The organism is Gardnerella coleohominis, assembly GCF_002896555.1.
In the GTDB taxonomy this organism is placed as follows: Bacteria; Actinomycetota; Actinomycetes; order Actinomycetales; family Bifidobacteriaceae; genus Bifidobacterium; species Bifidobacterium vaginale_F.
This window is the reverse complement of record NZ_MNLH01000003.1, coordinates 226,006-246,722: the sequence shown is the minus strand read 5'-3', so window position 1 is coordinate 246,722 and position 20,717 is coordinate 226,006. Positions and strand designations below refer to the sequence as shown.

Here is a 20,717-nt window from a genome sequence, read left to right as displayed (position 1 = left end):
AACTCTGTACACAGAAAATTATTTCGCTCTTGGATGAGACATTACATAAGCTTCAATTAAAGCGTCTGGACTAATATGTGTGTAAATTTGCGTAGTAGTAACAGATGCATGCCCCAAAATTTCCTGAACAGTACGAACATCCGCTCCTCCAGCTATAAGATGCGTAGCAAAAGAATGTCTTAAAGTGTGCGGATGCAAGGATTGCGAAACACCAGCTTTTTTGCCAGCTTCCGCTATAACTGCCCAAGCGGATTGCCTAGATAATGCGTTCCCTCGTTTATTTAAAAATATAAACGGCAACTCTCGCTTACCTCGAGAAGATAATATTGGACGAGCATGTTGAAGATATTTTTTCAACGCTCTGATAGCACAACCTCCAAGAGGAACTAAACGTTGTTTAGAACCTTTGCCCGTAAGTTTTACGACTGACTCCTCTAAATCAAAATCCTCAAATTTTACACTAACAGCTTCAGAAATACGCGCTCCTGTTGCATATAAAAACTCTAGTAATGCGCTATCTCTTAAAGAAATTTCATCGTCTGAACCAAAATTTCCAGCCGCTTCAATAACTTTGTTCACCTCATCGATGCTAAGAACATCTGGCAAATGTTCTGGCTGCTTAGGAGCTTTTATAGATGAAGAAACATCACTAGTTACATCTCCATGAGCAAGCATAAAACGATGCCACTCATGAATACTTGCTAATCTGCGAGCAACTGTTCTCGCTCCAAGTCCACAATCACGGGATTCACTAATATAAGCGTCAATATCTTTATATGAAATATCTGAAATACTACGAATATTGCGATTCTTACTAAGCCATAAAACATAATTATTTAAATCAGACTTATACGCTGACACGGTTCTTGCGGAAAGACCACGCTCAATATCAATATGCGCAATAAAACGTTGAATTAAAGGCGCGAAATTTTCGTAAGACTTAGTACAAGACTTACTTGCATCGTAAGAACTACTTGTATCACAAGAGTTATCGTAAGACTGATTAAAAGACTTATCGTAAGAACTACTCATATCGTAAGACTCAGGATCCGAATTCATAGATTAATTATAGGATTACTCCCCCAAACAAGGGTTATTCCACACAAACAGGCGCAAATTATCCACTTTCAAGCGCCAGCTATCTAATTTCAAAATTAAAAATGGGGGTTATTTCCCAAAAATGGGGCTATAGGACAAAATAAAAAGCCCGCCATAAAAATGACGAGCTAAAAGGAGAAGAAATCTTAGATTTATTATACTCGAAAATTCATGAGCACGCAACAATTAACATAATTAATATTAAATAATCACTATTGCATGCTCATTATTAAACGAGAAAAATCAAATCAAGCTTCAACAGGTGCATTCACATCGGCTGGCAAAGCAGCTTTAGCAGCATCGACAACAGCCTTGAAAGCTTCGATATCGGAAACAGCAAGCTCAGCGAGAGCACGACGATCCAATTCGATACCTGCTAAACGCAAGCCCTGAATGAAGCGATTGTAAGTGATGCCTTCAGCGCGGACAGCAGCATTAATGCGCTGGATCCACAACTTGCGGAAGTCACCCTTACGAGCCTTGCGGTCACGGAAGTTATAAGTAAATGAGTGGAGCAGCTGTTCCTTTGCCTTACGATAAAGACGGGAGCGCTGACCGCGATAGCCAGAAGCCCTATCAAGAACAACGCGACGCTTCTTGTGAGCATTCACTGCGCGTTTTACTCGTGCCATAAGTATTCCTCTTTCTTAAAAATTCTTTATGCGTCTTTTTATAAGCTGTATAAGTAATGCTTACTTAGCGAGTAAGCCCTTGAGCTTCTTGCTCTGTGCTGGAGCCAAAACCTTATCTTCAGACAAGGCACGACGCTTACGAGCAGACTTATGCTCCAAGTTGTGGCGCATTGCGCTACCATCGTGCATTACTTTACCGGTGCCGGTAAGGCGAACGCGCTTGGAAGCTGCGGAATTAGTTTTCATCTTCGGCATTGCTGCCCTCCTTGTGATGTTGATCGGATTGCGCGGAATTTACTGCAGCCGCGGCCTGGGCTTGGATTTCCTGCTTAGCTGCAAGACGTGCGGCCTGACGAGCTTGACGTTCAGCACGTGACTCTGCGCCACGACGACGCTGCTCGGACTGTGTGTGAACCTTCTTGCCTTTAGGCGCAAGAGTCATAACAATATTACGAAGTTCTTGCTTTGGTGCAAACTCAACGGTTCCACTTTCTGAAACCTCATCTGCCAGCCTACGTAACAGTTCCACGCCGCCAATCGGACGAGATTGTTCGCGGCCACGCAGCATGATAGTAACCTTTACCTTATCTCCGCCATTCAAGAAACGAAGCACATGGCTTTTCTTGACTTCAAAATCATGATCATCAATCTTGAGACGGAAACGAATTTCCTTAATCTCAGCTGTGGTCTGATTTCGACGCGCCTCACGAGCCTTAATCTTCTCGTTATACTTGTACTTTCCGTAGTCAATAAGCTTGGCTACAGGAGGCTTAGCGGTAGGTGCAACCTCGACGAGATCGAGATTTGCTTCCCTTGCCAGGTTTAACGCGACTGAGGTCGCAATAACCCCAACCTGCTCGCCTTTCGGACCGATAAGACGTACCTGGGGAACGCGAATCTCATCGTTAATGCGTGGTTCGTCGCTAATGATGACTCCAATCCTTATAAATCTAGTGAGATGCAAACCAAGGAGTCATAGCAGATTCATACTCAATCGCACAATTGCATAACAACACATTTATCTTATGCAATATACTCATAGTGAGATGCATAAATAGCAACACTATGTGACCGAAGTCATGAACCCGAAACCGCTACGGCTTCCAGGTGGGGAATCCCACTTTCTTGATTACTCAAGCCGAATATCTATTTTACAGATAGCCCAGACAAATCCTAGAGATAAGTTTTAAATAAGTTTTAAATAAGTTTTAAATAAGTCCTAAATAAAAATTAAGCAAAACTTAAATAAAAAAAATATCGAAATGTTTATGCAGAAATAACAGAAATATTTGTACAGAAATATATACGATTAAAACATTAAAAATACTGTAATATTGTTAGCACACACTAACAATTGTACAAGGATGTAACATAAAAGTCACAATAAAATGCAAAACAACGCTTGAGCTACGTATTAAACGCTGTACACTATGAACGCATGGAACCTTTACAACGTTGCGTAGTATTAGCAGCAGGCGATTACTACGATCACACTCGCGAACAAATACCAGACCGCGCTTTAACAATTGCAGCAGATGGCGGCTGGGATCACGCTTGTAGACTTGGATTACACGTAGATGCTCTTATCGGAGACTTTGATTCAGTAAGACTTAAGCTCCCGAACGATGCAGTTATTACGCGTTTACCTGCGCAAAAAGATGATCCGGATTTACTTTCTGCGCTTAAAGTTGGTTGGTCTAAAGGCGCTAGAGAATTCCATATTTTCGGAGGTTTAGGTGGCAGAGTCGACCATACTATTTCAAATATCCAATTGATGGTTCGTTTAGCCGTTCGCGGAGGAATAGGATTCCTATACGGAGACGGAACTATTGTAACGGCGATTCATAACGGTTCTCTTGACTTCCCTGCTTCTAGTAGCTCTGAAGAAAGAATGGTATCCGTGTTTTCTCACACTCCTGTTTCGTATGACGTTAACGAAACTGGCTTAAAGTATCAACTTCAACATGCACAAATGTTTGGCGACGCAGTTCAAGGTTTAAGTAACGAGTTACTTAATGACGTTCCAGCTCATATCGACGTTCATGAAGGCACAATTATTGTCACATTCCCAATTAACGCACCTTTGCCTCAAGTAAAGTGGTTTAAGAGACCAAGTGGAGATTTAGGATCAATAAGCACGTCTGTGTCGGAAGCTCTAGCTACTCCTCTTGAAAGCGAAGAAGATCCTACTGATTCAACTACAGCTGCAGCGAATTCGATTAACAAAAACTAGTTTATTTGACTAGAAAAAACGGCAAATCGAACATAAATTAATCAAAAACTGCACAAAAACGCTCACAAAAATAAGTAGTTGCAACCAGTTTTCTCTCGCTTTCAAACAGAATATTTATATAACAGAAAGCTAGAAGTGTAGTACATACCGCCATTTAGAATGAACACGTTAGTTCAATATATCGAAGGCCTTGGCGTGCCTTGTAAATAGCGAGAAAACTCGTGTAATTACGCGCATTAAGAGGTCTTACTCAAGGGAGAATTACATGACAGTCAAGATTGGTATTAACGGCTTTGGTCGTATCGGTCGTTTAGCATTCCGTCGCATTTTTGAGCTTCAGGCTCGTGGCGGTCAGGCAGGTGACATCGAAGTCGCAGCCATCAATGATTTGACCACTCCTTCAATGCTTGCATACTTGTTGAAGTACGACAGCACTCATGGCACATTCCGTCACGATGACGGCACTCCTGTTGAGGTGACTTCCACCGAAGACGCGATTGTCGTAGACGGCAAGACTTACAAGGTCTACGCTGAAAAAGACGCAAACAACATTCCATGGGTTAAGAATGATGGCGTTGAGTTCGTGCTCGAGTGCACTGGCTTCTATACTTCTGCTGAGAAGTCTCAGGCTCATTTGAATGCTGGCGCAAAGAAGGTTCTTATCTCCGCTCCTGCTAAGGATGAAACCACTCCAACAGTTGTGTTCGGCGTTAACCACGAAATCTTGAAGCCAACCGACAACATTGTGTCCGCTGGTTCTTGCACCACTAACTCCATGGCTGCAATGGTTAAGCTTTTGCAGGATAACTGGGGCATTAAGTCCGGCTTCATGACCACCATCCACGCCTACACTGGCACCCAGATGATTCTTGATGGCCCACGCGGTTCCAAGCCACGCAACAACCGTTCTGCAGCTTGCAACACCATCGAGCACTCCACCGGTGCTGCTAAGGCAATCGGCAAGGTTGTTCCAGAAGTTAACGGCAAGCTCCAGGGTCATGCACAGCGTATTCAGGTTCCAGATGGATCTGTTACCGAGTTGACAACCGTTCTTGAGAAGCCAGCTACTACTGAAGAAATCAACGAAGCCTTCAAGAAGGCTTTCGAGAATTGCGAGTACTTCGGTTACAATGCTGACAGCATCGTGTCTTCTGACATCATCGGCGACACCCACGGTGGCGTTTTCGATCCAACTCAGACCGATGTTAACACTGTTGACGGCGTAACTTTGGCTCGTACCGTTACCTTCTACGATAACGAATGTGGCTTCACCGCTAACATGATTCGCACCTTGCTTTACTTCGCAGAAATCTCTGAGTGATTTCACCAAGTATCGCTAAGTATCAATCAGCAATAGCTGTTTGTGCGAATATTTAATCTATTAAAACCCCTTGTGTGACTTAGTAAAGCGACGCAAGGGGTTTTGTTATGCATTAGTCGATATACCATATCATGTAACACAATTTGACAGTTAAATATAAGGCATGGTAACAAAATGAGCAAAAAGCATGCAGAAACCGGAAAATCAACCCCAGCAATCGCGCAATTAGAAAAAGCTGGCGTGACATTTCGAGTAGTTGAATACGAGCATGATTCAGATCATATGGAAGACGGATATGGTTTAGAAGCTTCTGAAAAACTCGGGGTAAGCGCAGAACAAGTATGCAAAACTCTTATGGTAGACACAGGAGAAAAGCGCGTAATCGGAATTGTTCCTGTTAATGGTCGTCTTAGCATGAAATCGATTGCTAGCGCGGTTCATGCAAAGAAAGCTAGTATGACAAGTCCAGAAGTTGCTCAGCGTGAAAGCGGCTATGTAGTTGGGGGCATTTCCCCGTTCGGACAGCGCACGCATCATGAAACAGTTTTAGATAGCAGCGTTATGAAGTTTGACGAAATACTAGTTTCAGGCGGAAAGCGCGGACTTGACGTAGTTCTTAGCCCTAAAGATATCGTTAGCATATTGAATGCGACTGTTGCAGACATAGCAGCATAATCTACGAAATGCAAATCGTCGCTAAACGTCTTGACGACGTGCGATAATCCCTAAGGTTATGCTTTTAATCGTTAAGGAGTTTATTATGGGCATGCGTGGACGTAAGCGCAAGGCGCGTCGTAAAAAAGCAGCAAATCACGGCAAAAGACCAAATGCTTAAGCTGTAATTTTGCTTAATAATGCTATACCCACGAATTTTCTCGTGGGTTTTTTATTATCCACTATTATTCCCTACTATTACTTACTATCCACTATCGTTCCTTGCTATTCCCTATCATTCACTGCTATTCCCTACTATTTATGGGTCTGTAGCGCATTCTAGGATTAATACCATGGCGGACAACATCGAATCATTGCTAGAAAATTTAGAAGAAGCACAGACGCAATCTGGCAATACTACTTTATCTAAATCGTGGTTTTTAGGATTTGACACTGAAACTACAGGCGCAGACACTAAAAATGACTGTATTGTTTCAGCAACACTAGTGCTACGAAATCCTATTCTTGGACACGCTGGTGATGTTATTGCAACATGGCTTGTTAACCCTCATCATCCTATGAATCCTCAAGCAAGTGCTGTTAACGGTTTCAGTGACGAATACTTGCAAGAAAATGGCGGAGAACCAGTGGAAGAAATTGAGCTTCTCGCAAAGGCTGTGAGCATAGCTCAATCAAAAAACATTCCGCTTTTAGCCTACAATGCTCCTTTTGACGTATCTATGCTTCGCCATGACATAAAGCGATGGGATCTTGAACCTTTGGAAAATCGCGAAAAAAGTAGCATTAACAATGGCGACATACTTGTTGTAGATCCACTTGTTATCGATCGCGCATTGAGCTGGAGAAAAGGAAAACGAACTTTAACTGCAACAACACAATTCTACGGAGTGGAACCTATAGGGAACTTCCACGACGCTACGGCAGATACAGTTGCAGCAGTTGACTTAATGCAACCTCTTTGCAAAACTTACGATATAGTAGCAAATATGACTTTGGATAAGCTTATGGATTACGAGCGCGCAGAATACGCAAAATGGGCGAAATCTTTTAACTTATGGTTACAGTCAAAAGGTGGAAAACCTACTTCTGAGTCATGGTTGTAAAGTATTAAATTTTACATTTTTAGCAAGGAATAATACTTATGAAACGTTCGAATTTAACTTTGGAAAAAGCAAGCGATATCTTGCAAGATAATTTCTTACTTCGCGAAATTATTCAACGCCATCCAAACGTAACACCTGAGGATGTTGAAAAAGATCCGACTTACTCAAAAGTTGAGACTTGGTCTACAAATCCTAAAGATTTCCCAGATTTTAAAAAGCCTTTTAATCATGCAACATACGATACTCGTGATATTAAGCCTGGAACGTTGCTTTTTATTAAAGGAAATTTCAAAGAAGAATATCTTGCTGATGCAGATAAACTAGGCTTAAAAGTTTATGTTGCGGAACGTAGTTATTCTAATTGCACTAACGCGATTGGTTTAATCGTAACAAACGTTCGAGAAGCTATGAGCATACTTTCAGCAGAATATTTTGGCAATCCTCAAGAAAAACTTAAGATTGTTGGAATCACTGGAACAAAAGGTAAAACAACTACTGCTTACTTTACGCATCAGATTTTAAATACGCATTCTAAGGGAAAAGCTGCGCTATTTTCTTCTGTAGACAATTGCTTAGATGGTAAAACTTATGTTGAATCTGATTTGACTACTCCAGAAAGCTTTGACTCTTTCAAAATGATGCGCGAAGCTGTAAATAATGGCATGAAATACTTAGTTATGGAAGTATCTTCGCAAGCTTATAAAATAAATCGCGTATCTAATATTAACTTTGACGTTGCAGCTTTCTTAAATATTAGCCCGGATCATATAAGCCCAATAGAACATCCAACTTTTGAAGATTACTTCTATTGCAAACGTCAGATTGTTGAAAATACGAAAAACTTAGTATTAGGTTCGGAAATTAATCACGGTGATTTAATTGTTCAGAACGCTAATGAGTGCGATGTCAATATATTATCGTTTGCGAGAATAAACAAGGATGAGCTTAAAAATAATCCTTGCGATTCTAACAACTGCGACTTGTGTAAAAAATATCATAATTCATATGATTCAAGAAGGTATCCTGAATTAGCGCATCCATTCTATATTGCTATCCCATCTAAAGTAGATAACGAAGCATATGAAATTATGAAGATGGATCTTACGGACGAATACTTGGAAAGAATTTCAAGTATGAGTGTAACCAGGGGCGTTTTCGACAATCCTCCTTACAAATCTATTGGAGAGTTCAAGCTTTCGATTGCCGGCGATTTTAACTACGATAATGCTATGGCTGCTCTTGCTATTGCGAACATGCTTAACATTGATGAAGACAATGATGAGAAAGCTTTAAGGGCTATTGAAGAAGTTAAGATTCCTGGAAGAATGGAAATCTTTGAAGATAGTAAATCTAACACAATTGCAATAGTTGATTACGCTCATAACTACATTTCTGTAAAATCTATTCTTGACTTTGTTAACGAGCGATATGGTGATAAAAATCCTCGTATTACGCTTATAGCTGGTTCAGCAGGAAATAAAGCATACGATCGCAGAAAAGAAATCGTAGAAGCTGCACAAGATAGAATTAAGCAGTTTATTTTCACTATTGAAGATACTAATACTGAAGATCCAATGGATATTTGTGAGTCTATGAAAGGCTATATAACTAATCAGAATGTGGAATCTAGTATTATTATCGATCGAGATGAGGCGATTGAGTCTTGTATTTCTGACGTGAGAAAACGTTATGAGGAAAATAACAATCAGCTTAATATCATTCTTATTATCGGAAAAGGCGACGAGAAATGGATTAAGCGATTAAATAAACATGTTCCTTACGAGGGAGATTCGTTTATTGTTAAGCGAGTTTTTGAGATAGATTAAACTGAGGTTTTAATTTAAAAGTTAATTGTGTTTAAAAGTTAACTGTAACTATGTTTAAAGGTTAGCTATGTTTAAAGGTTAGCTGTCACAAGGTCAGAAAGTTAAAAAGTAGATTTACTTAGACTTCGACAATGTGGCAGCTAACTAATTTGTATTTAAATAATCTGAAACGAACTAATCTGCAATAGATAGCATAAAGCATCTAGTAAAACAGATAGTAAATCATCTAGTGAATACTGGCATTCGAATGCCGACATTCGCAATCATTTTTCAGATTCATCAATATTAGGATGAATTGCGCGCTCAGCTTTTGGCTTTAACAAATCAGGATTAATATGCTCAGCAAGCATTGTTCGTGCATCACCTGCTGTAGCAAAACTACCGCAAATAAGCACTCCCAAACCGTATCCGACGCCTAGCTCATCGTTTTCATCTACTATATTAACTGCAGTTTGAATAGCATCAGGCAACTCGTTTTCTCGAATAACACGATCGCGTCCAAATACTTTTACAGCTATTTTTTCTAATTCTTCAGGAGGCATAACGCGCTCACGCCAAGAATTACTAGTAACAACTACTTTAGTTAATATTGGCTCTAGAACACCCAAATATTCTTCAACTTGTTTATCTGCCATCATCGCAACAATGCCAACAAGCTGATCGAAATGGTAGTTTTCTTCAATAGTAGATCTCAAAGTTTCAGCGGCGTTAACGTTATGTCCGCCATCAATAATAATTGTCGGAGAATTACGAACTTGTTCAATTCGACCTGGTACTTTAACTTGGCTTAAAGCTTCAGCAACTAAATCTCCATCAAGCGCTCCACTAACAGGTAGCACAATTTCAGCTGCAGCGAGCGCAGCTAAAGCATTATGAGCTTGATGCTTTCCAAATTTATCAATAGGAACATCCTCATAAGTTCCAAGAGGCGTGCGCAAAGTAGCAATCTGCCCTCCAACAGCAGGAGTGCGAGAAACTACTTCAAGCTCCCCTTCCCCGTAAGGAGCATCTCTTAATAAAGTAGCATTATTTTTAGCTGCGACTTCTTGAATAATAGGAAGTACCTGCGATTCATGAGGTTGTGGCCCTAAAATAACCGTGCAATTAGGCTTTATAATTCCAGCTTTCGTGCGCGCAATCTCTTCAACAGTGTTTCCAAGCCATTGCATGTGGTCCATATCAACCGGCCCAATAATTGCAGCATCAGCGTTCATAACATTGGTAGCGTCCCATTCGCCGCCCATTCCAACTTCCATAACAGCAACGTCAACTGGAGCGTCTGCAAAAGCCCAAATCGCCATAGATGTAAGCACTTCAAAGAAACTCATATGAGGTTTGCCTTGCTCATCCATGCGAGCATCGACCATGTCTATAATGTCTTTCATTTGATCCCAGACATCCACAAATTGGTCATCGCTAATTTCTTGACCGTCAATCATAATGCGCTCGTTTACGCGCTCTAGATGCGGAGAAGTATACAATCCAGTACGCAAACCATAAGCTCGGCAAATCGCCTCAGCCATACGAGCAGTAGAACCCTTACCGTTCGTGCCTGTTATGTGAATAACACGCATAGATTGTTCTGGATGACCTAGAATATCAAGGATAAGTCGCATGCGATCCAGGTCGAGATTAGTTTTATTATGTTCTGGAGCGCGACTCATAATATTTCGTTCAATATCAATAATTCTCTCGTTGTTGCGATTTGGATTTTCTATAGACATAACCGCACTCCCCCTAAATTTCGTGCTTGCTTACTCATTTTCCAAATATATAGATTACTTTAAGCCAACAACACTCGCATAAGAAAATATTGTGACAATATTCACATATCCAAGACGTAGAAATACACATAACTAAGTAACAGGAACTTCACATATATAAGACACAGAAACTTACTTTGTAAATTGCATATAAAATCTTATTATTTTGCGTCAAAAAACTCGCATAAAACAATAAATAAGACTATGTTAGTTTATTGACTGTTTATTGGCTATTTGCATAATTTGCATTACTAGCATAATTTGCATATTTTGCACAATTTGAACTATTTGCATAAGCAAAGGAAAACTTAAGGAGTTTCATAATGGCAGAACATACTCCAACTGAACATGGCGAAAAATTAAATCCAGATGGCACTCAAAAAGCGGAAGACCGCGTAAATAATCGTTCTCTTCGCCCTAATAGCGATTCTTTTAAAGATTTTATGACAAGCTGCTGGGATAATCAGGAACCAGAAATCACTAGACTTGAATCAGCAAAGTACACTCCAGCTAGATTAGAAGCTCTTGGAAAGAGATTCCCAGGCGAGCGTTTAGTTATTCCTGCAGGACAGCCAAAAGTACGTAACAATGATTGCGATTACGCTTTCCGTCCTGATACAACTTTTGCATACTACACTGGTTTGGGTCAGGATTATGAAGCTGGAGCTGTTCTTGTAATGGAACCAGTTCAAGCAGGTAGCGATGAAGAAAAAGCCGGCAAAACGCATGTACCTGAGCTTTTCGTTGCTCCTCGTGCAGATAACAGCACTTCTGCATTCTATAAGGATCCACACTACGGAGAATACTGGGTTGGTCCTCGAGCAGGCTTAAAAGAACTTAAAGCGATGACAGGCATTGAAACGCGTGATATCGCTGAACTTGATGATGCTCTTGCTAAAAACGTTAGCGACGATACGAGTTCTGAAGAAAGCGTAAAAGTACGTATTATTCGCGAAGCTGATGCAGATTTAACAGCACACGTTGACACACTGCGTGAAGCTAGCGGATTTACTGATGAAGATGCGAATGTTGCTGAAGATGATAAGCTTCACGAAGTTGCAGCTGAAGCTCGCATGCTTAAAGACGAGTATGAAATTCGCGAAATGCGCAAGGCAATTGCTGCTACAAAACTTGGATTCGACCGCATGCTTACTCGTTTGCCACAGGCTTTGGGTAAGGAACATTCTGAGCGCATGGTTGAAGGTGCGTTTAATTCTGTTGCTCGCGAAGAAGGCAACGAAGTAGGTTATGACACTATTGTTGCTTCAGGCAAGCATGCTCCTATTTTGCATTGGATGCGAAATACTGGCGTTGTTTCTAACGGCGAGCTTTTGCTTATTGATGCTGGCGTTGAAGTAAATAGCCTTTATACTGCTGATATTACGCGTACTTTCCCAACTAACGGTAAGTTCACCGATTTGCAAAAGAAGCTTTATCAGTGCGTTCTTGATGCTCAGCAGGCTGGTTTTGAAGCTGCTAAGCCGGGAGCAACTTATTCAAGTATCCACCACGCATGCATGCGTGTACTTGCAGAACACTTGCACGAATGGGGTATTCTGAAGGTTAGCGTAGAAGAATCGCTTTCTGCAGAAGGTCAACAGCATCGTCGTTGGCATGCTTGTGGTGTGGCACACCATTTAGGCTTAGATGTTCATGATTGCGCTCAAGCTAGATACGAAGCTTATCAAGGTGCACCTCTCACTCCTGGAATGATTTTCACCATTGAGCCAGGATTGTATTTCGCTGCTAACGATTTGATGCTCCCAGAAGAAATGCGTGGCATTGGAATTCGTATTGAAGACGATGTGTTAATGACAGAAAACGGTCCAGAATGGCTTTCAATCGATATTCCTAAGCAAATCGATGAAGTTGAAGCTTGGATGGCTGAGCAAGCTGCAAAAAACGATATCTTCAATAAATAAAATAAATAAGCCAATAAATAAAAACTATAAAAAGTCTAAAATTAGACTGTAAAAAATTATAGTAAAACATAAAAATTAAATAAAAGATAAATAGTGATGAAAATCACTAAATTTGTCTTAAAAAATATTATTTAATAAATAATATGAATAATGATTTAAATAATTCTCTAAAATATTATTTAAATCATGAACTTAAGAATTATATAAATCAAAATGTAAATTATGGTGTGACTCACATAAAGTAAAAAATTTACTTTTATCGTGTGTTCACACCATAATTAAATTGTATATAAATTTGTATAACTATTTTATGCAACTTTTACGTTATATTATCTCTATTTACTAGCGTATTCGAAAGGAACACTATGTCACAGCCAATCGTTATTTCACTTGGAGAACTATTATGGGATTTACTTCCACAAGGAAAACGAGTTGGCGGCGCTCCTGCAAATTTCGCCTATAACGCACAAGAAAACGGCGCAGAAAGCTACGTTATTAGTGCAGTCGGAGAAGACGATTTAGGAAATGAGCTAATAAACGAAGTTGAAAAAGCTAATATAAAGCATATTATTCAACGAAATACTTGGCCAACAAGCACGGTAGATGTTGCTCTTCGAAATGGTATTCCTGAGTACACAATAGTTCAAAATATTGCTTGGGATCATATTGTTTACACTGACGAACTCGCTGATATCGTTAGCAAAGCAGACGCAATTTGCTTTGGTACTCTTAGCTTAAGATCTAAAGAAACTCATGACACTGTTTTGGAACTTTTGAAGCATACTAAGCCTGGCGCAATGAAGTTCTTCGACATAAATATACGAAGCAATTACTATTCAAAAGATTTGATTGAAGCACTTCTTAAAGAAGCTACTGTGTTTAAGCTTAATGATTCTGAGCTTCTTTTATTACGCGATATGTTTGATATTCGCGAAACTTCAGATGACGAAGCATGCAAGTGGTTCCAGAATCATTACGATTTGGATTACGTAATTCTTACAGGCGGTTCTACTTTCAGCACTATTATTGCTAAAGATGGCGAAAGTTCTACTTACACAACTCCTCATGTTGAAGTAAACGATACTGTTGGAGCAGGCGATTCATTCTCCGGAACTTTTGCAGCAAGAATATTGGAAGGCTACTCTTTGAAGGATGCTCACCGCTACGCAGTCAATACCGCTGCATACGTGTGCACTCAGGCTGGAGCATGGCCAAAGTATCCAGAACAAATCACAGACTACCTTGCTCAGGCGGAGCAGTAGAAAAAGTTACAATCATGACTGATTTCGTCTGGGATAACAGTAAAGCTGATTATTATGAAGGCGATGAATCTAAGAAAATGATTCAAGCAATGTTTATGCGCGCAGCAGATGACGCACCTGACATTGATACAGCCGTGAGACTTTTAAGAGCAGTAGGCCGCTAGAATATAAACAAAAGCTTCAACTTGTAAGACAAGGATTGATTCCTTAAATCAAACGAGTTGAAGCTTTTATTTTTAGTCATTTGGTGGGGCCTCAGGGGCTTGAACCCTGGACCGGCGGATTATGAGTCCGCTGCTCTAACCGACTGAGCTAAAGCCCCACGCTGATGAACTCAGCAACGACTAGATTAGCACACACCCATAAACGTTTAACACGCTAATGCATGTTGTTCTCTTCCAGATGCAAAATTACTTAAAGCTCCAGTTTTGCGAATTGCCACAAACAAAACCCAAGGGATAATTCCAGCAATCACAAATCCACTTATAATTTCGCAAATCATGTGAATTGTTAAATAATTTGCATTCTTTCCTTGGTAGATTACAAACATCAAATAAATACCATATTCGATTGCTGTAAGAACACCGGAAATAATACTCAAACTAAGGTTATACTTCTTATATTTGGTAATCGCAAAAGGAATCTCACTAAAAACGGCTTGCAAAGCAGCAGAAATAATAACCATAAATGCTGAGAACTGATTCCCAAGAATATTCTCAAAAACAGCACCAAGAACATTTACATAAATTGCAGCACCAGGTTTACGAATTAAAAGAAGCGCAAGTGGACCAGATAAGTACCAAACGCCATGCAAGATACTTCCAAAACCAGGCAGAATAGTTCGCAGCACAGGCGAAATCTGCGAGAAGAACACCATAGTGAATCCCCAGTAGATTACGCCAAAAACAGCAGCTAAAGAAGAAGCTAAAGCGATATCAGCAACGCGCCAGTGGAAATTAAAAGTTGATTTAGAATTATCTAGATTCAGTGTATTTTTAAAAGTATCACTCATATGAGATTCCTTTTTATTTAATGCTGCGCATTGTAATTACTTTTACAGATGTTCCCTGACCTACGCAGCCCGGGCAGAAACAACCTACGATACTTTACCATCTTTAAACTTTTAGGCAAGCGTGTTGCTATTTTTATAATATTTATGTAATTTATGAGAGATTATAAATCTTTTTATATTTTGATAGTTTTTAAACATAAGATTTTACTATTAAGATGACTCTAGATTATTTTTAAATCATCCCCAAAATCACACTCAAATTCATCTTTAAAATCATCTTTAAAATAACTTAAATACTAAGACGCGTCACCTTCGCCTTGTGCACGATCTTTTCCGTAAATAGACGGAATAAAACGCTCCTGATCATGAAGCTTTTCCCAGATTACAGGAGGATTTTGCGGATTTTCCAACGACTTTGGCACATCGATAATTCGCTGATTACTAGAACCGCGGAATTGCAAAAGCGAATCGTGCAAATCTTTCATATAACGGCCGTCAACAAGAATATCAATGTATTGCAGCAACTCAAGCTTATCAGGCGTCTCCCCCGGGCGCATAAGCTCTTCCCAAGTGTATCCAGTCCAACTCCAAATATCTTTTGTATTGCCAAACTCTTTTCGAATACGCTTGCAAAGAGGTAGCAAAATGCCAGTATTAAGTAAAGGCTCACCGCCAAGCAAAGTCAAACCTTGCACATAAGGCTGCGACAAATCTTCCATAATTTGATCTTCAAGCTTTTGAGTATAAGGATGCCCAGCGCGAAAATCCCAAATCGACTCGTTATAGCACTCAACGCAATGGAACGGGCAACCGGAAACGTAAAGCGAGCAGCGAATCCCCTCGCCGTCTGTCATCAAAAAACGCTTGTAATCGGCAATCATCCCCTGGCTCATGCGCTCACTAGACCACTGGCCGGCGCGAGGATTATTGGAAAGAGAGGTAGGAATCCACGGCCCACGATTCACATCTGCAGGCGCAAAATCGTGCAAACTAATACGAGCCATATCCAACCCCCTTCCGAAGCAAATAAACAACCAAAAAATAAACGACCAAATTTGAGAAAATAAAATAAATCCAGCCGTTAGAAAGTGCAATCACAAAATGCAATCAACATTTTCTAGCGGCCAGATTATCACCAAACAACAAACAAAAGAAACGCTATTTATCTAACTAAATTACCTATTCAACTTATTTTAATAAGTTTCACATAGTAAATTAGCTAAGTTTATTTTGTTTCCTCATACCATTCACGAGACTCACCATTGTTAAGAGTCACATGGCCAGTTTCGCCAGACATGTGTTTTACGCGGTGAGCGATTTCCTCGTGACGTCCGTGAACCATTGGGCGCTGAACAGGATTACCCAAGTAACCGCAAGTACGCTTAGTAACATTGCACTTATCTGGGTCACTATTTCCGCACTCCGGGCAACGGAAGCCTTCTTTAGTTGGCTCAAAATCACCCTGGAATCCGCAAACAAAGCAATGGTCGATTGGCGTATTCGTACCCAAGTAGCCAATGCCAATCTTATAAGCATAATCCCAAACAGCTTCCAAAGCCTTAGGATTTGCCTGCAAGCATGGGAACTCGCAGTAGTTAATAAAGCCGCCGGAAGCAAGATACGGGAAGTCAACCTCGTAGCGAAGCTTCTCCATAGGAGTTGGCTGCAACCAAACCGGGTAATGGAAGGAATTAGTGTAGAAGTCGTGATCGGTAACGCCTTCAATGCGGCCGAACTTCTGACGATCCATGCGGTTAAAGCGGTCAGTCAAAGACTCAGCAGGAGTTGAATAAACGGAATAATGGTAGCCTTCAGCCTTTGACCACTGCTGGCAAAGCTTATTCATGCGGCGAACCAAAGAAAGCGCAAATTCCTTGCCTTCCTCATTCCAGCTGTGATCTTGCATCCAATCCTTGCCGAAGAACACTGCAGTAGTCTCATACAAGCCAATGTAGCCAAGAGAAACTGTTGCGCGCTCATTACGGAACAACTGATCAACGCTCTCATTAGCTTCCAAACGACCAAAAGCACCGTAACGGAACAGTGTTGGAGCGTTCACAGGAGTTGCTTGCTTGCAACGCATAATGCGGAATCGCAAAGCCTGGTGAGCAACTTCCATACGCTCGTCAAAAAGCTTCCAGAAGCGAGACACATCGCCGTGAGATTCAAGAGCAATACGTGGCATGTTAACAGTTACAACGCCAAGATTCATACGGCCATCTTCAACATCCTTACCAGTTTTTGGATCAATCCAACCCTGGAGGAATGAGCGGCAACCCATAGGAGCCTTGAAGGAACCGGTAATCTTAACAATATTCTCGTAGAAAACGACGTCCGGATACATGCGCTTAGTAGAGCACTCAAGCGCAAGCTGCTTCAAATCGTAGTTCGGGTCACCAGCATCTGCATTAACACCGTGCTTAATAGTAAATACAAGCTTAGGGAAGATTGCGGTATGACGATCTTTACCGAGGCCACGAATTCGGTTAAGCAAAATAGCGCGCTGGATTTCACGAGCAAACCAAGAAGTACCCAAGCCAAATCCAACAGTTACGAACGGAGTCTGACCGTTAGAAACGCGGTTGGAATTAATTTGATATTCCATAGTTTGCATAGCGTCGTAAATAGCCTTACGCGTCATAATCTTTGCGTAAACTTCACGAATCTGATCAAGCTCGCTCAAGTTTTCATCAAAAGGAGTGTCTTTTGGAAGAGGATCTCTGTCTGAGCAATGAAGATTCTTAGGCTCCTGAGCCTTTAAGCCGTCAATCATATCTTTTGCGACTTGAATTGGCGTGGAATCAGGAATCATTGCGTGTGCCATAGCAAGATTCTTGTCGTAATCGCACTTAGCATAAGGCTCAAGCATCTCGTCTGCACGATTAACTGTTTGACCGCCGTATTGCGCTCCAGCAATATCCTTAATAATCTGCGTAACCTGAGTTGCAGCAGTACCAATAGACTTTGGACTATCCATCATTGCGTTACCAAGAGCAAATCCCTTAGCAAGCATATCGCCAAAATCAGGAAGTGAGCAGTTGCTCATGCAAGTAAATGGCGAATAATCAGCGTCATGGAAGTGAATATCACCCTTCATATGAGCGTTAGAAACTGCGTGAGGAAGCATAGAGAAAGCAGAAGCCTTAGAAACAGCGCCTGCAAGAAGATCGCGCTGAGTTGCGTAAACATTAGAATCCTTATTTGCATTTTCGCGAACAAGAGACTCATCACGATTTACAAGACGATTAACAGCTTCATTAATATCAGTAGCTTTAGCGCGGTCAATATCGCGATTCAAACGATAACTTGTGTAGCAGCGAGCAACCTCATAAAGATGATTTTCAATAAGGCTATGCTCAACCAAAGTCTGAATATCTTCAATCTTTGCAGGGCCATTGTAACGATCTTGAATTTCAGCCTCAATATGATCTGAAATATCGCGAATCATCTGCTCTTCTTGCGGACCGACTTCCTTGCCCAAATCCTTAAAAGCAGCCTTAATAGCCATGATTATGTTCATAGGGTCAAAATCAACCACACGACCATCGCGCTTTTCTACAAGTACGCGAGACTTTTGATTATCTCTCGAAGCGTCCTTGTAATCTGCGCTTACTTCATCTTCAGATGTTGCTTCTAAAGTCGTTCCGTAGACCTGCATGTTACAGACCTTTCTTGATTTCTTTTTTCCTTTACACCTAAGAGTTACTTGTACCTCACTTGTAACTCAATGCCAAAATCGAGCATATTGCATGCCAAATTCATAGCAACTTGGTTAACTATAACCCTAACCATGCACAATATCTAGGGTTCAAGTAAAGATTCCCACCCAGATATAGTGATTTATGTTATTTTCGCGATTTTTCAGGCGTGTCTAAGCGTGTTGAAAAATTGCGTATAAAAATTGGTCGTAAAAATTACTATTTTTAATCAAAATACTAATTATTTTTATCAAAAATACTTATGATTTTTGATACTACATTCGTATTAATTAATTAAAGAAAGCAACACTTATAAATAACCAGTGCTTTATATGTGATAAATAACACATTCAATAAATTCATGTTTTAAAACAAATATTCAAAAAAATCGAATACACGCCGGAATAAGTGCGCACTTCGTGACGATTTGATATATTGAGTGACGTGGAACAGACAGCTTTTCAACATGCAGAAGAATTTGGATTCCAATCCGGAGATGTCATACAGCAATGGCTGTGGGATGACGATGTCGATGATGCCATTTGCACAAGTATTGAACAGCTTACTGGCGTAGATCTTGTAGACGAAGACTACGATTCAGCTGTTGACGGCGTTATTATTTGGTGGCGTGACGGCGATGATGAAGATGAGCTGGCAGATACCATCATGGATGCAACTAATATGCTAAGCGATGACGCTCCAATGTGGGTTCTCACTCCTAAACCTGGACGTCCTGGCTCACCAAGCTCAAGCACAGTTCAATCCGCAGCAAAAACCGCAGGAATGAACGCAGCCACTCCTCTAACTGTTAGCGCAGATTGGAATGGAATTCGCTTGCGTGCTTTCGGAAAAGGTCAGAGTAAGTAAAGTCTTACGCTTTAGCACCATCAATAGGTGCAACTATGCGCACTTCTATGCTCACCTTCTGTAAGGAGCATTCGTGTTCGCATTGCTTTGAACGTTAATTACATTATTTGCGTTAATGCCACTACTGTTAACATTAGTGGCATTATTATTAATGTTTCGCGCACCGTTATTAACGTTCATAACATGATTATTAACGTTTCTCGCGCCGTTTCGAGTATTATTTACAGCGCTGTTCATAGCGTTGTTTCTCGCGCTGTTTCTAACACTATTACCGACATTATTTTTTACGTTGTTTTTGGTATTGTTCTTTGCAGAGCCGCCATTATTATCAATGTTGCTTATAGTATCTTCAATAGCTTTGTATTCTTTTTTGAAGAAAGTACGACATTTTGTAATAATCACATTATTTTGAAAAACTTTCGTCGTACTTTGTTTTAAAGAAATATAGTAATCTCTAAAAGAATTATTTTTATGATTAGTACCTTCATTTTGAGTATTAATACTACTAGTAGAATCAGTAACACTAGTAGTATTAATCACATTTTGAGGCGCTGCTGACATAGAAGTCACCTGCGCAGGCGTTACCGGCATATGCTGATTCTCATAAGCGTTAGGATTCTGACCAATCAAAGCAGGAGTTTGACCGACTAAAGTATTAGCTTGACCGACTAAAGTATTATCTTGACCAACCAAAGTAGGAGCCTGACCTGCAAAAGTGGGAGCATGATTCACATCTATATTATTATTTGCGTCTGCATTCATGCCGTCTTTATGGAAATTATCTGAATTATTTGCAGGCAAAAGAACTTTAGTCTGCGATACTTGACAAATCACATGATCATCATGGCTTCTCAAATTAACTTCAACTGTATTATTTTCAAGTTTTTCTTTTTTGTGATACTTTCTTTGATCAAACGCACCAATAAATCCAAAAACAATACTCATAATAGGCAATACTAGAACCAAGCTTATTGGGAAAATCACAGATCCTACGAGATAAATAATCGCAGAAGCAAGACCTGTACCCCAGCTTTTCCTAGCATATGCAATCCATCCAAGCAATATAGCTAAAACAAATAAAACAACATGCAATAAAGCTAAAACAACAATTACGAAAACAGTAGTAAGAGCTGTAGAAGAGTATTGAACTAATTTAAAAATTAAAATCCAAAACTCAAAAGACATATAGGGAATATTTACTCTAATTTTGCTGATTTGCTCAATTAGCAAAATAGTAGTTCCAAATAAAATAGGAATGTAAATAGAAGCTAAAATATTAGACGCTAACAAGGCTTTGCTTCTCAT

The 20,717-nt window shown here is 40.3% G+C and carries 19 protein-coding genes and 1 tRNA gene; 10 read left to right on the top strand and 10 right to left on the bottom strand.

The annotated features are described in order from the left end of the window. Positions 1-18: 18 nt before the first annotated feature. The 4 genes from xerD to infC all read right to left on the bottom strand — a co-directional run bounded on the left by xerD (position 19) and on the right by infC (position 2,676). Complete coding sequence (gene xerD / locus BFS05_RS04355; protein WP_103084832.1) at positions 19-1,032, bottom strand: site-specific tyrosine recombinase XerD; 1,014 nt, start codon at positions 1,030-1,032, stop codon at positions 19-21. 314 nt (positions 1,033-1,346) lie between these two features. Beyond that, complete coding sequence (gene rplT, locus BFS05_RS04350) at positions 1,347-1,730, bottom strand: 50S ribosomal protein L20 (protein ID WP_103084764.1); 384 nt, start codon at positions 1,728-1,730, stop codon at positions 1,347-1,349. Positions 1,731-1,790: 60 nt separating this feature from the next. After that, positions 1,791-1,985: a 50S ribosomal protein L35 gene (gene rpmI, locus BFS05_RS04345; protein ID WP_103084763.1), complete on the bottom strand. Its 195-nt coding sequence runs from the start codon at positions 1,983-1,985 to the stop codon at positions 1,791-1,793. Next, a complete protein-coding gene (gene infC, locus BFS05_RS04340; protein ID WP_103084831.1) occupies positions 1,966-2,676 on the bottom strand; it encodes a translation initiation factor IF-3 in 711 nt (236 codons plus the stop codon). Before infC ends, rpmI begins: the two co-directional genes overlap by 20 nt. 492 nt (positions 2,677-3,168) lie before the next feature. Between infC and BFS05_RS04335 the strand changes: the two genes are divergently transcribed. The 6 genes from BFS05_RS04335 (at position 3,169) to BFS05_RS04315 (ending at position 8,888) form a co-directional block, all read left to right on the top strand. Then, entirely contained in the window at positions 3,169-3,963 is a 795-nt protein-coding gene (locus tag BFS05_RS04335) for a thiamine diphosphokinase (protein WP_103084762.1), read from the top strand. 265 nt (positions 3,964-4,228) lie between these two features. Beyond that, positions 4,229-5,284, top strand: a complete 1,056-nt coding sequence (gene gap, locus BFS05_RS04330) for a type I glyceraldehyde-3-phosphate dehydrogenase (protein WP_016638074.1) — start codon at positions 4,229-4,231, stop codon at positions 5,282-5,284. A gap of 174 nt (positions 5,285-5,458) precedes the next feature. Further along, positions 5,459-5,959 carry a Cys-tRNA(Pro) deacylase gene (gene ybaK / locus BFS05_RS04325; RefSeq protein WP_103084761.1) on the top strand — a complete coding sequence of 167 codons (501 nt, stop codon included), beginning with the start codon at positions 5,459-5,461 and terminating at the stop codon, positions 5,957-5,959. Between the two features lie 85 nt (positions 5,960-6,044). Continuing rightward, on the top strand, positions 6,045-6,119 hold the full coding sequence (locus BFS05_RS07145; RefSeq protein ID WP_369803150.1) for a 50S ribosomal protein bL37: 75 nt from the start codon (positions 6,045-6,047) through the stop codon (positions 6,117-6,119). 172 nt (positions 6,120-6,291) lie between these two features. Next, the gene (locus BFS05_RS04320; protein ID WP_103084760.1) at positions 6,292-7,062 is read left to right on the top strand and encodes an exonuclease domain-containing protein; all 771 of its coding nucleotides are present in this window, start codon (positions 6,292-6,294) and stop codon (positions 7,060-7,062) included. Between the two features lie 38 nt (positions 7,063-7,100). Further along, a complete protein-coding gene (locus BFS05_RS04315) occupies positions 7,101-8,888 on the top strand; it encodes a UDP-N-acetylmuramoyl-L-alanyl-D-glutamate--2,6-diaminopimelate ligase (RefSeq protein WP_103084759.1) in 1,788 nt (595 codons plus the stop codon). Positions 8,889-9,151: 263 nt separating this feature from the next. On the opposite strand, the gene BFS05_RS04310 is transcribed toward BFS05_RS04315, so the two are convergent. Further along, positions 9,152-10,612 (bottom strand): bifunctional folylpolyglutamate synthase/dihydrofolate synthase, encoded by a 1,461-nt coding sequence (locus BFS05_RS04310; protein WP_103084758.1) that lies wholly within the window; start codon positions 10,610-10,612, stop codon positions 9,152-9,154. 362 nt (positions 10,613-10,974) lie between these two features. Between BFS05_RS04310 and BFS05_RS04305 the strand changes: the two genes are divergently transcribed. From BFS05_RS04305 to BFS05_RS06815, 3 genes are all read left to right on the top strand, one after another. After that, on the top strand, positions 10,975-12,573 hold the full coding sequence (locus BFS05_RS04305) for an aminopeptidase P family protein (RefSeq protein ID WP_103084757.1): 1,599 nt from the start codon (positions 10,975-10,977) through the stop codon (positions 12,571-12,573). Between the two features lie 365 nt (positions 12,574-12,938). Next, on the top strand, positions 12,939-13,835 hold the full coding sequence (locus tag BFS05_RS04300) for a carbohydrate kinase family protein (RefSeq protein WP_103084756.1): 897 nt from the start codon (positions 12,939-12,941) through the stop codon (positions 13,833-13,835). Positions 13,836-13,849: 14 nt separating this feature from the next. Continuing rightward, positions 13,850-13,999 (top strand): hypothetical protein, encoded by a 150-nt coding sequence (locus BFS05_RS06815; RefSeq protein WP_180978595.1) that lies wholly within the window; start codon positions 13,850-13,852, stop codon positions 13,997-13,999. An 81-nt stretch (positions 14,000-14,080) separates the two neighbouring features. Here the strand turns inward: BFS05_RS06815 and BFS05_RS04295 are convergent. The 4 genes from BFS05_RS04295 to nrdD form a co-directional block, all read right to left on the bottom strand. After that, positions 14,081-14,157, bottom strand: a tRNA-Ile gene (locus BFS05_RS04295). Between the two features lie 48 nt (positions 14,158-14,205). Further along, the gene (locus tag BFS05_RS04290; RefSeq protein WP_103084755.1) at positions 14,206-14,847 is read right to left on the bottom strand and encodes an ECF transporter S component; all 642 of its coding nucleotides are present in this window, start codon (positions 14,845-14,847) and stop codon (positions 14,206-14,208) included. Between the two features lie 296 nt (positions 14,848-15,143). Further along, positions 15,144-15,851 carry an anaerobic ribonucleoside-triphosphate reductase activating protein gene (gene nrdG, locus BFS05_RS04285; protein WP_103084754.1) on the bottom strand — a complete coding sequence of 236 codons (708 nt, stop codon included), beginning with the start codon at positions 15,849-15,851 and terminating at the stop codon, positions 15,144-15,146. A gap of 221 nt (positions 15,852-16,072) precedes the next feature. Next, positions 16,073-18,505: an anaerobic ribonucleoside-triphosphate reductase gene (gene nrdD / locus BFS05_RS04280; protein ID WP_103084753.1), complete on the bottom strand. Its 2,433-nt coding sequence runs from the start codon at positions 18,503-18,505 to the stop codon at positions 16,073-16,075. Positions 18,506-18,989: 484 nt separating this feature from the next. Between nrdD and BFS05_RS04275 the strand changes: the two genes are divergently transcribed. Then, positions 18,990-19,412 (top strand): DUF3052 domain-containing protein, encoded by a 423-nt coding sequence (locus BFS05_RS04275; RefSeq protein WP_103084752.1) that lies wholly within the window; start codon positions 18,990-18,992, stop codon positions 19,410-19,412. 51 nt (positions 19,413-19,463) lie between these two features. Here BFS05_RS04275 and BFS05_RS04270 read toward each other — a convergent pair whose 3' ends face one another. Next, positions 19,464-20,717 carry a hypothetical protein gene (locus BFS05_RS04270; RefSeq protein ID WP_103084751.1) on the bottom strand — a complete coding sequence of 418 codons (1,254 nt, stop codon included), beginning with the start codon at positions 20,715-20,717 and terminating at the stop codon, positions 19,464-19,466.

Bases quoted from the DNA above. Each gene is read 5' to 3' on its own strand.
- BFS05_RS04310 (WP_103084758.1), bottom strand. From the start codon at position 10,612: ATGTCTATAGAAAATCCAAATCGCAACAACGAGAGAATTATTGATATT.
- BFS05_RS04300 (WP_103084756.1), top strand. From the start codon at position 12,939: ATGTCACAGCCAATCGTTATTTCACTTGGAGAACTATTATGGGATTTA.
- ybaK (WP_103084761.1), top strand. From the start codon at position 5,459: ATGAGCAAAAAGCATGCAGAAACCGGAAAATCAACCCCAGCAATCGCG.
- gap (WP_016638074.1), top strand. From the start codon at position 4,229: ATGACAGTCAAGATTGGTATTAACGGCTTTGGTCGTATCGGTCGTTTA.
- BFS05_RS06815 (WP_180978595.1), top strand. From the start codon at position 13,850: ATGACTGATTTCGTCTGGGATAACAGTAAAGCTGATTATTATGAAGGC.
- BFS05_RS04270 (WP_103084751.1), bottom strand. From the start codon at position 20,717: ATGAGAAGCAAAGCCTTGTTAGCGTCTAATATTTTAGCTTCTATTTAC.
- nrdG (WP_103084754.1), bottom strand. From the start codon at position 15,851: ATGGCTCGTATTAGTTTGCACGATTTTGCGCCTGCAGATGTGAATCGT.
- BFS05_RS04320 (WP_103084760.1), top strand. From the start codon at position 6,292: ATGGCGGACAACATCGAATCATTGCTAGAAAATTTAGAAGAAGCACAG.
- BFS05_RS04305 (WP_103084757.1), top strand. From the start codon at position 10,975: ATGGCAGAACATACTCCAACTGAACATGGCGAAAAATTAAATCCAGAT.
- xerD (WP_103084832.1), bottom strand. From the start codon at position 1,032: ATGAGTAGTTCTTACGATAAGTCTTTTAATCAGTCTTACGATAACTCT.
- BFS05_RS04290 (WP_103084755.1), bottom strand. From the start codon at position 14,847: ATGAGTGATACTTTTAAAAATACACTGAATCTAGATAATTCTAAATCA.
- rplT (WP_103084764.1), bottom strand. From the start codon at position 1,730: ATGGCACGAGTAAAACGCGCAGTGAATGCTCACAAGAAGCGTCGCGTT.
- rpmI (WP_103084763.1), bottom strand. From the start codon at position 1,985: ATGCCGAAGATGAAAACTAATTCCGCAGCTTCCAAGCGCGTTCGCCTT.
- BFS05_RS04315 (WP_103084759.1), top strand. From the start codon at position 7,101: ATGAAACGTTCGAATTTAACTTTGGAAAAAGCAAGCGATATCTTGCAA.
- BFS05_RS04335 (WP_103084762.1), top strand. From the start codon at position 3,169: ATGGAACCTTTACAACGTTGCGTAGTATTAGCAGCAGGCGATTACTAC.
- nrdD (WP_103084753.1), bottom strand. From the start codon at position 18,505: ATGCAGGTCTACGGAACGACTTTAGAAGCAACATCTGAAGATGAAGTA.